An 11,385-nucleotide genomic window follows, 5' to 3' on the forward strand; every position below is an offset into this window, starting at 1 on the left:
CAATGGATATTGCAATGATCGGCCTCGGCCGCATGGGCGCCAACATGGCCCAGCGCCTGCATCGCGGCGGCCACCGCGTCGTCGGCTACGACCCGGGCGAAGGTGCCCGCCAGCGCGCCGCCGAGGCCGGCCTGGAGGTGGTCGATTCGCTGGCCGCCGCGGTGGCCGCGCTGCCGGTGCCGCGCGTGGTGTGGCTGATGGTGCCGGCCGGCGAAACCGTCGACCAGACCCTGGGTCAGCTGACTCCGCACCTGGCCGAGGGTGACATCGTCATCGACGGCGGCAACTCCAACTACCAGGACTCGATCCGTCGCGCCAAGGCGCTGGCCGAAGACGACCTGGGCTACGTCGACTGCGGCACCAGCGGTGGCGTGTGGGGCCTGCAGGAAGGCTACAGCCTGATGGTCGGTGGTGAAGCGGCGGTGGTGGAGCAGATCGCACCGCTGCTGCGCACGCTGGCACCGGCCGAAGACCGTGGCTGGGGTCGTGTCGGCCCGTCCGGCGCTGGCCACTTCACCAAGATGGTCCACAACGGCATCGAGTACGGAATGATGCAGGCCTACGCGGAGGGCTTCGCGCTGATGGAGCGCAAGCAGGAAATGGAACTGGACCTGGCCCAGGTGGCCGAAGTCTGGCGCCACGGCAGCGTGGTGCGTTCGTGGCTGCTGGACCTGAGCACCGAAGCCCTCAAGCGCAATCCTTCGCTGGATGGCATTGCCCCGTACGTGGAGGATTCCGGTGAAGGCCGCTGGACCGTGGCCGAAGCGATCGCGCTCGATGTGCCGGCACCGGTGATCACCCTGTCGCTGCTGGAACGCCTGCGCTCGCGCGAATCCAATTCGTTCACCGACCGCCTGCTGTCGGCGATGCGCAACGAATTCGGCGGCCACGCGATCAAGAAATCGTAAGCACGAAGCCGGGGTCGGATCCCTTTCCGCAGGAAAGGGCTCTGACCCCATGCAGGCAGTCGAGCATGGCTCGACTCTGCAAAAGCCGTCTCCGATGGCTTCCACGTCGATGTGTCGACCAAGGTCGACACCTACCGTCGGGCGCGGGACTCTGTCGAAGGCGGGGTGGGTCCGGCTCCCGCAACCGGACCCATCCTGCCATCTCACGGATTGCCGGTTTTTGCCGTTGCTGTTGAGGTTGCCGGCCAGCGGCCGGCACTACCACGGGTGCAGGGCGCAACCCTGCCGATCACCCCAACGCGATCCGCCGCCCTTCGCGCGCACTGTCCATGCCTGCCTGCAGCAGCCGCATCAGCTGCAGCGCCTGCACCGGATCGACCGTGGCTTCGCAGTCGCCATGCATGGCCGCGGCGAACTGCGCATACAACCGACGGTAGTCACCGGGCAGATTGTCGACGGTGCCGCGCTGCACGTTGTCCTCGGCATCACAGCGCACCAGCTCGCCATGCCGCGGGTCGATGCCCCAGCCGGGCGCACCGGGCGCCACACCGCGGCGCAGCTGCGCTTCCTGTACATCCAGGCCGTGCTTGGTCCAACTGGCCTTGCTGCCATGCACGCTGAAATGCGGCGTGGGAGCTGCCACCAGGGAGCCGGAATGCACGATCGCGCGATGCCGCGGGTAGTGCAGCACGGCGTGGAAGTAATCGATGGCGCTGCCGCCATCGCGCTGCACGGCCAGATCAGCATCGATCGCTTCGGGCCAGCCGAACAGCACCAGCATCTGGTCCAGCAGGTGCGGGCCCAGGTCGTACCACAGGCCACTGCCGGGACCGTCCTGCTCGCGCCAGCGGTCACGCACCTGCGGGCGATAGCGATCGAAATGCACATGGCACTCGGCGATGTCGCCCAGTGTCCCGTCCGCAAGCAGCGCCTGCAGCGTGAGGAAGTCGGCATCGAAGCGCCGGTTCTGGAAGACGGTGGCGATGCGTCCGGCATCGCGTGCCGCAGCCAGAACGGCTTCGGCTTCAGCGACATCCAGCGCGAACGGCTTGTCGACCAGCACGTGCTTGCCGGCGGCCAGCGCTGCGATCGCCAGCGGCGCGTGCTGTTCATTGGGCGTGGCGATCACTACGGCATCCACCGCCGGGTCGTCGAACACCTCCTGCGGCGCGGCACGCACGTGCACGTCGCTGAACGCGCGCAGCAACGTGTCTCGCTGCGAACTGACGATGCTGTGCAGCACCAGGCCGGGTGTGTGCTGGATCAGCGGTGCGTGGAAGACACGGCCGGCGAGGCCATAGCCGATCAGGGCCAGTTGCAGGTCGGGGCGCATGACAGAGCTCCGGCAGTGGGGAAGGGCAGGGTAAACGACGCGGGCTCACGGGCCAAAGCTGAACGGTTGTCGTTGCAGATAGCCCGATTCACAGCGGCATGACCGCAACCCCACGCCTGCTCTACGCCGGTTTGTCCAGACTGGCAGCACATTCCGAAGGAGTACGACACGATGAGCAATACGACCCGCACGCTGATTGCCTCCGCCCTGACGCTGGGCCTGGCGCTGTCCTCCTCGGCCGCATTCGCCAAGGATCCGGCCGCGAAGAGCCCGCCGACCAGCGCGCACCCGGCGACCCATGCTGATCGCCACGATTCCAACGAGCCGGTGACCGATACCTGGATCACCACCAAGGTGAAGGCCGACCTGCTCGCCAGCAGCAACGTTCCGGGTACCGAAATCAAGGTGGAAACCGTGAACGGCGTGGTCAGCCTGAGCGGTGCCGTAGCGAGCCAGGCCGAGAAGGACAAGGCCGTCACCACCGCCAAGGGCATCAAGGGCGTGACCCGCGTTGATGCAGCCGCATTGAAGGTCAGCGCTGCCGCCAAGCGCTGAACCTGATGGGCGCCCCCTCGCGGGGCGCCCGTTGAGCTGTAGGGCCGCGGCCATGTTCGGCTGGAACTCCAAGGCAGCCGAGCATGGCCCGGCTCTACAGGTCTGAGGACTGCGAACCTGTTCAGCCAACCAGGGGGGAAACCCCTGCGTTGTGACCGCCTGCGCTATATTGCCGGTTCCGCCGCAGCCGGACAGGGTCCGGCCGACGCCCTGCGGCCGTGCTGAAGAGGAACTATGGCGCTGGTTTTCAGTGACGACATCTGGGACCGCTGGCGGTTGCCGGCCCTGGCGCTGGCGGCCGCAGCGATCATCGTGGTGCCGTGGTTGACCCTGCGCAAACTGCAGCAGGACAACGAGCAGGCAATGGCCTGGGTCAACCATACCCAGGCGGTGGGCGTGGCCCTGCAGCAGCTCCAGGCTGATGTGCGCGACGTCGAATCGGCCGCATTGACGCTGTCCAAGGGCGTGGACGCACCCGGGCTGCGTGAGCGCATGGCCGCAGCCAACGACATTCCCGGTCGCTTGGCCGAACTGGGGCGGATGACCCGCGACAACCCCGACCAGCTGATCCGCATCGGCCGTATCGAATCGATGCTGGAAGGAAGGATGGCGCTTGCCCGCGAGCTGGCCAGATCTGAACCCAACAGCGATCAACGCGAGCTGGTGAAGGACCTGAGCACGCGCTATCCGATCCGTGGCCTGGTGGAAGAACTCCAGGCCAGCGAACAGCAACTGTTGACACTGCGGGCCGAGCAGGCGGCGCGCCAGCGCAAGCAGACCGAGCTGGTGTCTTGGAGTTCGCTGGTGATCCAGCTGGGACTGCTCGGCCTGGTGCTTTGGCTCCTGCAGCGGCAGATCGGGCGGCGCCTGCACGCCGAACGCCAATCGCTGCGCTCGGCGGCACGCGCGGCATCGGTGTTGCAGACCGTGCGCGAACCCATCGTGCTGCTCGACCGCGACCTGCGCGTGCAGTTGCATAACCCCGCCTTCGCCGAGCTGTACGGGCTGCAGGACGAACGCGCCGATGGCCTGCTGCTGGAAAACGTCGGCGACGGTGCCTGGAAGGACGCCGTCGTGCGCCAACGCCTGTCCGACGTGCTGCTGCGCGGCCGCGAGCTGTGGGATTTCGAGCACGAACAGCGCACCGCCGACGGCATGGCGCGCTACATGCTGCTGAACGCACGGCGCATGCCGCTGCCCGATACCGATGATGAAGTGGTGCTGCTGACGGTCAGCGATGTCACCATGCAACGCGCAGTCCAGCTGCGCGTTGAAGAGCTCAACCGCCAGCTGGAAGGCAAGGTCGCGCAGGTGTCCGAGGTCAACCGCGAGCTGGAGGCCTTCAGCTACTCGGTCTCGCATGACCTGCGCGCACCGCTGCGCCACGTCGCCGGATTCTCCGACAAGCTGTCGCGCCACCTGGGCGACGCTGCCGATGACAAGAGCCGTCATTACCTGGACGTGATCTCCAGTTCGGCCCGGCGCATGGCGGCGCTGATCGATGACCTGCTGGTCTACTCGCGCCTGGGCCGCGCGGCGATGCGCCAGCAGGCGGTGGACATGCAGTCGCTGGTGGCCGATACCCGTGCCATGCTCGATTCCAACCTGCAGGCCGAGGCGGAGAACAGTGGCCATGTGCACCAGGTGGAGTGGAGCATCGCGCCGCTGCCGATCGTGGTCGGCGATGAGAACATGATCCGCCAGGTCTGGCTCAACCTGCTCGGCAACGCGGTGAAGTACTCGGGCAACCGCGAACCGGCGAAGATTCGCGTGGACTACCAGCCGCAGCCTGACGGCGGTCATCAGTTCACGGTCAGCGACAATGGTGCAGGCTTTGACATGGCCTACGCCGGCAAGCTGTTTGGTGTCTTCCAGCGCCTGCACAAGGCCAGCGACTACCCGGGTACCGGCATCGGCCTGGCCAGCGTGCGCCGCGTGCTCACCCGTCATGGCGGCCGTATCTGGGCCGAGGCTGAACCGGACGTCGGCGCCACCTTCCACTTCTACCTGCCTCCCGCGATCGATGCGGACAAACAAGGGCCTTCTGCATGACCACTTTGCGCACCATTCTTCTCGCCGAAGACAGCCCGGCCGACGCCGAAATGGCGATCGACGCCCTGGAAGAGGCGCGTCTGGCCAACCCCATCGTGCACGTCGAGGATGGCGTGGAAGTGATGGACTACCTGTTGCGCCGTGGTGCTTTCGCCAACCGCGAGGAAGGCCTGCCGGCGGTGCTGCTGCTGGATATCAAGATGCCGCGCATGGATGGCCTGGAAGTATTGCGGCAGATCCGCGAACACGAAGAGCTCAAGCGCCTGCCGGTGGTGATCCTGTCGTCCTCGCGCGAGGAAAGCGATCTGGCCCGGAGCTGGGACATGGGCGTGAATGCTTATGTGGTCAAGCCAGTGGACGTGGACCAGTTCTTCGGCGCCGTACAGACGCTGGGCAAGTTCTGGGCGTTGATCAACCAGGCACCGGAACTCGAGTGAGCCCATGCCCTTGACCGGTCCCGCCCTGGGGGCGCTGCGCATCCTGCTGGTGGAGGACTCACCGGAAGATGCCGAGCTGATGTCCGAACAGATGCTCGATGCGGGCCTGGAGGCCCGCTTCGAGCGTGTCGAGAGCGAGGCCGAACTGCGCCAGGCACTGGCCGCGTTCCAGCCGGACATCGTGCTGTCCGACCTGAGCATGCCGGGGTTTTCCGGTGATGATGCGCTGCGCATCGTGCGCGAGACCTCGCCGGAAATACCCTTCATCTTCGTCTCCGGCACCATGGGTGAGGAGAATGCGGTGGCGGCGCTGCAGAAGGGCGCCAATGACTACATCATCAAGCACCAGCCGGCGCGCCTGCCGTCGGCGGTGGCACGTGCGATCCGCGATGCACGCAGCGCGATCGAGCGCGCACGGGTGGAAACCGAGCTGATGCGCGCACAGCGCCTGGAAAGCCTGTCGCTGCTCGCAGCCGGGCTCAGCCACGACCTGCGCAACATCCTGCAGCCGTTGCTGATCATGCCGGACCTGCTGAAGGCGCGTACCGACGATCCGCAGCTGCACCACCTGGCCGATGTCATCGCCGAGTGCGGCCGCCGTGGCCATGAGATGGCCGAATCGATGCTGTCGTTCGTGCGCGGTTCGCGCAAGCCGAGCGAGCGCATCGAGATCGATGGCCTGTTCGATGCGGTGGCACTGCTGTTGCGCAGCAACGTGCCTGATGCGGTGCGCCTGGAGTTGCAGGTGCAGGACGAAGGCCTGGTGGTCGACGCCAACTACACCGAACTGCAGCAGGTGATGCTGAACCTCGCACTCAACGCGATACAGGCGATGCCCAACGGTGGTCGCCTGAGCCTGACTGCCAGCCATGCCGGCCATCGCGATGGCGTGGACTGGATGCACATACGGGTCGCCGACGAAGGCATCGGCATGGATGCGGACACGCTGTCGCACCTGTTCAATCCGTTCTTCACCACCAAGGCCGACGGCACTGGCCTGGGGCTGATTTCCTGCAAGCGCATCGTCGAAGGTGCCGGCGGCAGCATTCACGTCAGCAGCCAGCCGGGGCAGGGCACCTGCTTCGAACTGCGCCTGCCGATGCACGACGCCATCGATGGCAGCGAGCCGATCGAACAGCTTGTGGCCTTGGGCAGCGGCCAATCGATCCTGGTGGTCGATGGCGAAGCCACGCGTCTATCGCTGCTGGGCAATGCGCTGTCCAGCCAGGGCTACCAGCTGCAGTTGGCTTCCGATGGCCCGGCAGCGCTGCGCTGGATGCAGCAGGAGGCGATGCCCGCGTTGGTGATTGCCGATGCCGGCTCCAAGCTGCTGCCGGCCAGCCAGCTGCTGGGCGAGATGGCGACGTTGGGCTATCGCGGCCCGGCACTGGTACTGGAAGACCCGGCAGTGCCGGTCGCGGCCGATGCCTTCCCGGACGGCGTAGAGGTGCATGTGCTGCACAAGCCGCTGCAGATGCAGCAGGTCTTCCGCGCCGTGGCCGAAGCGCTGGGCTGATGCCAGGTAGTGCCGGCCGCTGGCCGGCATCCCTGTGTGGCGGGATCAATGCGGTTGCCGGCCAGCGGCCGGCACTACCGTTCGGCAGTTTCCCAAGAGAAGCGTGGCAGGGCGTCCATCGCCTGTTCCAGCCGCAGCAGATGCAGCTGGTCTTCCGCGCGGTGGCCGAAGCGCTGGGCTGATGCCCGGTAGTGCCGGCCGCTGGCCGGCATCCCTGTGTGGCGGGATCAACGCGGTTGCCGGCCAGCGGCCGGCACTACCGTTCGGCAGTTTCCCAGGGGAACCGCGGTAGGGCGTCCACCGCCTGTTCCAGCCGCTGCAGATGCAGCAGGTCTTCCGCGCGGTGGCCGAAGCGCTGGGCTGATGCCAGGTAGTGCCGGCCGCTGGCCGGCATCCCTGTGTGGCGGGATCAATGCGGTTGCCGGCCAGCGGCCGGCACTACCGTTCGGCAGTTTCCCAGGGGAAGCGTGGCAGGGCGTCCACCGCCTGTTCCAGCCGCTGCAGATGCAGCAGGTCTTCCGCGCGGTGGCCGAAGCGCTGGGCTGATGCCCGGTAGTGCCGGCCGCTGGCCGGCATCCCTGTGTGGCGGGATCAATGCGGTTGCCGGCCAGCGACCGGCACTACAGCTCGGCAGTTTCCCAGGGGAAACGCGGCAGGGCGTCCACCGCCTGTTCCAGCCGCTGCAGATGCAGCAGGTCTTCCGCGCCGTGGCCGAAGCGCTGGGCTGATGCCCCGGTAGTGCCGGCCGCTGGCCGGCATCCCTGTGTGGCGGGATCAACGCGGTTGCCGGCCAGCGGCCGGCACTACCGTTCGGCAGTTTCCCAGGGGAACCGCGGCAGGGCGTCCACCGCCTGTTCCAGGCGCCGTGACCAGTTCTGGTGGATGTCCGCATACAACGTTGAATCCGCGCCGAGCCGCAGCTGCTGCCCGATGCGCAGTTCACCATCACGCAGCAGCGCCAGGTCGATCGGCAGGCCTACCGACAGATTGGAGCGAATGGTCGAATCCAGCGACACGATTGCCGTGCGCGCGGCGTCCTCCAGGCGTGTGGCCGGGCTGAGGATGCGGTCCAGGATGGGCTTGCCGTACTTGGACTCACCGATCTGAAGATAGGGCGTCTCCGGCGAAGCGGCGATGGCGTTGCCGAGCGGGTAGATCATGTACAGCCCGGGCCGCTCGCCAGCGATCTGGCCACCGAAAATCAGCGTGGCCTGGGTGTTGACCCCGTCATGGCCGTGCTCGCTGTGGCTGCTGTGCACCTGGCTGTCCACCAGCAGCTGGCCGACGTACTCGGCAGCTTCGAACAGATGGGTCATGTCGCGCAGGTTGGGCGTGCGCCGTTCACCGGCGTCGCGCCCCAGGCGTGACACCAGCAGCTGGGTGGTGGCCAGGTTGCCAGCCGCCATCAGCACGTAGGCTGCCTGGCCGGGGTACTCGAACACGTGCAGCTTGCGGTGCACGCGCACATCGTCCAGCGAGGCATTGGTCCGGGTGTCGGCAGCGAAGACCAGGCCTTCGTCCACCTCGATTCCAACGCAATAGGTCATGTCGGTGCCCTATCATGTGCGTCCCGGATTGTAGGCAGGCCGCCGTGACGACGGCATGTCCACGCCCCCCAAGTGCCGTCACCTGAACCGCATGACCACCGTGCTCCTGAGCCTGGGCAGCAACGTCCAGCCCCGCCGCTACCTCCACGCCGCGGTGACGGCTCTGCGCGAGCGCTTTGGCGCACTGCAGGTGTCACCCGCCTACCGTACTGCCGCGGTCGGCTTCGATGGCCCGGCCTTCCTCAACAATGCGGTGGCGATCGAGACCGATCTGCCACTGCAGGAACTGGACGACTGGCTGCATGCGCTGGAAGACGCGCACGGCCGCGATCGCAGCGGGCCGCGCTTCTCCGACCGGACCCTGGACATCGACGTGGTGTTCTACGGCGACCTGGTGGTGGAAGGCCCCGGCCACCTGCGCATTCCGCGCCCGGAACTGAAGCATGCTTTCGTGCTGAAGCCGCTGGCGGACATCGCGCCGGGCTTCATCGACCCGGTCAGCGGGCAGGACCTGGCCACGCTGTGGCGGGCGCACGCGCAGTTTGGCGAAGCGTTCGAGGTGGTGGACCTGGAATGACGGCGGTTGCCGGCCAGCGGCCGGCACTACCTCAACTGACCGTGCGCCCACCATCCACGCGCAGGGTGTGGCCGGTGACGAAGCTGGCTTCGGCCACCAGCCAGTAGACCGCTTCGGCGATCTCCTCGACCGTGCCGATCCGCGCCAGTGGCGTGCGCGCCAGCAGTGCCTCGCGGGCGAAATCGTCCTTGCCCTGTTCCGGCCACAGGATCGCCCCCGGCGCGACCGCATTGACCCGCACCTTCGGTGCCAGCTCCAATGCCAGCGCGCGGGTGGCCATCTCCAGCGCGGCCTTGGCCATGGTGTAGGCGATGTGGTCGCGCATCGGGTCGGTGCCGTGCAGGTCGGTCAGGTTGACGATGCAGCCCTGCTGGCGGCGCAGGTAGGGCGCCGCCGCCTGTGACAGCAGCAGTGGCGCGCGCGCGTTGACCGCGTACAGCTCGTCCATTGCCTCGGCGGTGACCTGGCCGAGCGGGGTGGGGAAGAAGTTGGAGGCGTTGTTGACCAGCGCGTCCAGTCGGCCGAAGTGGGTGACGGCCTGTTCCACCAGGTCGGCCAGGGCGTCGGCGTCACGCAGGTCGGCCTGCAGGGCCAGCACGCTGCCCGGGCGCACATTGTCGAAATCGAACGCGGCCTGCTGCAGCTCGGCGCTGGAGGTATTGGCGTGCAGCACCACCGACCAGCCACAGGCGTGGAACTGGCGGGCGATGGCCGCACCGATCCGGCGCGCGCTGCCGGTGATCAGGACCACGGGGTGGGTATCGCTCATCGAGGGTCCTCCAAGGCTCGGCTATCCTGTGCACCATTGTCACCGCATTCGAAGACGCCATGCAGCCCACCTTCCCCCTGCCCGAAGCCGATGCCCTGGCCCATAGCGACCAGCTGGCGGCCGCCCTGCGCGCCGAGATCCTTGCGCAGGGCGGGGCGATGCCGTTCTCGCGCTTCATGGAGCTCTGCCTGTATACCCCCGGCTGGGGCTATTACAGCGCCGGCGCCAGCAAGTTCGGTGGCAGTGGCGACTTCACCACCGCGCCCGAGCTCGGCAGCCTGTTCGCCGGCAGCGTGGCCAATGCGCTGGCGCCGGTATTTGCACAGCTGGGGGCGCAGGCGCGGATGCTGGAACTGGGCGGCGGTACCGGCGCCTTTGCCGAGGCGGTGCTGCTGCGCCTGGCCGAGCTGGATGCGCTGCCGTCGCGCTACGCCATCCTGGAACCCAGTGCCGACCTGCGCGAGCGCCAGCAGCAGCGCCTGCAGCAGAACCTGCCGGCCGAGCTGGCCGCGCGCGTGGACTGGGTCGACCGCCCGTTCGAGGAGGACTGGGAAGGGGTGGTGTTCGCCAACGAGGTGATCGACGCGCTGCCGACCCCGCGCTTCCTGATCCGGGATGGCGAGGTCTACGAGGAAACCGTCGAGCTGGACGCCGAGGGCAACTTCATCCGTGGCGCGCAGCCGGCCGACATCCTGCTCAACGGTGCGGTGCGCCATATCGAGCGCTACCTGGAAAAGCCTTTCGCCGAGGGCTACCGTTCCGAAGTGCTGCCGCAGCTGCCGTACTGGCTGCAGGCGGTGGCCGGTGGCATGCAGCGTGGTGCGATGCTGTTTGTCGACTACGGCTACAGCCGCGGCGAGTTCTACCAGCACGACCGCGACGATGGCACCGTGCGTGCGTTCTACCGCCACCATGTGCACAACGACGTGCACCGCTGGCCGGGGTTGCAGGACATCACCGCGTCGGTGGATTTCACCGCGATGGCCGAGGCCGGCATGCACGGCGGATTCGAGCTGGCCGGCTACTGCAGCCAGGCCAGCTTCCTGCTCGGCAACGGCCTGGACCAGGTGCTGCTGCTGGCCGAGGAACGCACCGATGAGGTCGGCCGCATCCAGCTGCGCGACCAGGTGAAGAAGCTGACCCTGCCGACCGAGATGGGCGAGCGCTTCCAGGCCATCGGCCTGCAGCGTGGCGTCGACTTCGAACCGGCCTTCGAGCTGGGTGACCTGAGCTGGCGCCTGTGAGCGAGGTGTTGCCGGCGATCAAGCCGCTGCGGCGGCCGCGGTTGTGGGCCGGGCTGTGGGCGGCGGCAGTACTGCTGGTGATCGTGGTCTGCCTGATTCCACCGCCGCCGATTCCGTTGCCGGAAAACAGCGACAAGGGCGAGCACTTCCTCGCCTACTTCATCCTGGCCGGCAGCGCGGTGCAGCTGTTCCGTCGGGGCCGCCCGCTGCTGTGGGTGGGCGTGGGCCTGGTGTTGATGGGCATCGGCATCGAATTTGCCCAGGGTGCGCTGACCAGCAACCGCATGGCCGACCCGATGGATGCCATCGCCAACACGGTCGGTGTGCTCGCCGGCATGGCCACCGCACTGACCCCGCTGCGCGACCTGCTGCTGCGCTGGCGCGGGTAAAGGCGTGCCAACCCAGGTTGGCACCTACCCGTAGATCCACGCCATGCGTGGATGCTCT

The 11,385-nt window shown here is 67.4% G+C and carries 14 protein-coding genes; 11 read left to right on the forward strand and 3 right to left on the reverse strand.

Annotated elements, in window-relative coordinates:
* Positions 1-2: 2 nt before the first annotated feature.
* Entirely contained in the window at positions 3-908 is a 906-nt protein-coding gene (gnd, locus tag AC5P78_RS03955) for a phosphogluconate dehydrogenase (NAD(+)-dependent, decarboxylating) (RefSeq protein ID WP_005411061.1), read from the forward strand.
* 289 nt (positions 909-1,197) lie between these two features.
* On the opposite strand, the gene AC5P78_RS03960 is transcribed toward gnd, so the two are convergent.
* A complete protein-coding gene (locus AC5P78_RS03960) occupies positions 1,198-2,241 on the reverse strand; it encodes an oxidoreductase (protein WP_183153603.1) in 1,044 nt (347 codons plus the stop codon).
* A 171-nt stretch (positions 2,242-2,412) separates the two neighbouring features.
* Here AC5P78_RS03960 and AC5P78_RS03965 point away from each other — a divergent pair, with 171 nt between their 5' ends.
* The 7 genes from AC5P78_RS03965 (at position 2,413) to AC5P78_RS03995 (ending at position 7,529) form a co-directional block, all read left to right on the forward strand.
* Positions 2,413-2,796: a BON domain-containing protein gene (locus AC5P78_RS03965; protein WP_005411059.1), complete on the forward strand. Its 384-nt coding sequence runs from the start codon at positions 2,413-2,415 to the stop codon at positions 2,794-2,796.
* A 234-nt stretch (positions 2,797-3,030) separates the two neighbouring features.
* A complete protein-coding gene (locus AC5P78_RS03970; protein WP_043034000.1) occupies positions 3,031-4,848 on the forward strand; it encodes a sensor histidine kinase in 1,818 nt (605 codons plus the stop codon).
* Entirely contained in the window at positions 4,845-5,285 is a 441-nt protein-coding gene (locus AC5P78_RS03975; RefSeq protein ID WP_005411057.1) for a response regulator, read from the forward strand. Before AC5P78_RS03970 ends, AC5P78_RS03975 begins: the two co-directional genes overlap by 4 nt.
* A gap of 4 nt (positions 5,286-5,289) precedes the next feature.
* On the forward strand, positions 5,290-6,801 hold the full coding sequence (locus tag AC5P78_RS03980) for an ATP-binding protein (RefSeq protein WP_059035445.1): 1,512 nt from the start codon (positions 5,290-5,292) through the stop codon (positions 6,799-6,801).
* Positions 6,801-6,983: a hypothetical protein gene (locus AC5P78_RS03985; protein WP_111189022.1), complete on the forward strand. Its 183-nt coding sequence runs from the start codon at positions 6,801-6,803 to the stop codon at positions 6,981-6,983. The genes AC5P78_RS03980 and AC5P78_RS03985 overlap by 1 nt, the downstream gene beginning before the upstream one ends.
* Positions 6,984-7,164: 181 nt before the next feature.
* The gene (locus AC5P78_RS03990) at positions 7,165-7,347 is read left to right on the forward strand and encodes a hypothetical protein (protein WP_060381103.1); all 183 of its coding nucleotides are present in this window, start codon (positions 7,165-7,167) and stop codon (positions 7,345-7,347) included.
* Positions 7,347-7,529: a hypothetical protein gene (locus AC5P78_RS03995; RefSeq protein WP_099562038.1), complete on the forward strand. Its 183-nt coding sequence runs from the start codon at positions 7,347-7,349 to the stop codon at positions 7,527-7,529. The genes AC5P78_RS03990 and AC5P78_RS03995 overlap by 1 nt, the downstream gene beginning before the upstream one ends.
* Positions 7,530-7,604: 75 nt before the next feature.
* Here AC5P78_RS03995 and AC5P78_RS04000 read toward each other — a convergent pair whose 3' ends face one another.
* Positions 7,605-8,348 (reverse strand): proteasome-type protease, encoded by a 744-nt coding sequence (locus AC5P78_RS04000; protein WP_012481280.1) that lies wholly within the window; start codon positions 8,346-8,348, stop codon positions 7,605-7,607.
* 91 nt (positions 8,349-8,439) lie between these two features.
* Here AC5P78_RS04000 and folK point away from each other — a divergent pair, with 91 nt between their 5' ends.
* Positions 8,440-8,925 (forward strand): 2-amino-4-hydroxy-6-hydroxymethyldihydropteridine diphosphokinase, encoded by a 486-nt coding sequence (folK, locus tag AC5P78_RS04005; protein WP_012481279.1) that lies wholly within the window; start codon positions 8,440-8,442, stop codon positions 8,923-8,925.
* Positions 8,926-8,956: 31 nt separating this feature from the next.
* On the opposite strand, the gene AC5P78_RS04010 is transcribed toward folK, so the two are convergent.
* Positions 8,957-9,694 carry a pteridine reductase gene (locus AC5P78_RS04010; protein ID WP_005411052.1) on the reverse strand — a complete coding sequence of 246 codons (738 nt, stop codon included), beginning with the start codon at positions 9,692-9,694 and terminating at the stop codon, positions 8,957-8,959.
* Between the two features lie 59 nt (positions 9,695-9,753).
* On the opposite strand from AC5P78_RS04010, the gene AC5P78_RS04015 reads away from it, so the two are divergent.
* Both AC5P78_RS04015 and AC5P78_RS04020 read left to right on the forward strand, forming a co-directional pair.
* On the forward strand, positions 9,754-10,938 hold the full coding sequence (locus tag AC5P78_RS04015) for a class I SAM-dependent methyltransferase (protein WP_005411051.1): 1,185 nt from the start codon (positions 9,754-9,756) through the stop codon (positions 10,936-10,938).
* On the forward strand, positions 10,935-11,327 hold the full coding sequence (locus tag AC5P78_RS04020) for a VanZ family protein (protein ID WP_049402429.1): 393 nt from the start codon (positions 10,935-10,937) through the stop codon (positions 11,325-11,327). The genes AC5P78_RS04015 and AC5P78_RS04020 overlap by 4 nt, the downstream gene beginning before the upstream one ends.
* Positions 11,328-11,385: the final 58 nt, after the last annotated feature.

The sequence above is a fragment of the Stenotrophomonas sp. YJH_SMC_133 genome (genome assembly GCF_059370655.1).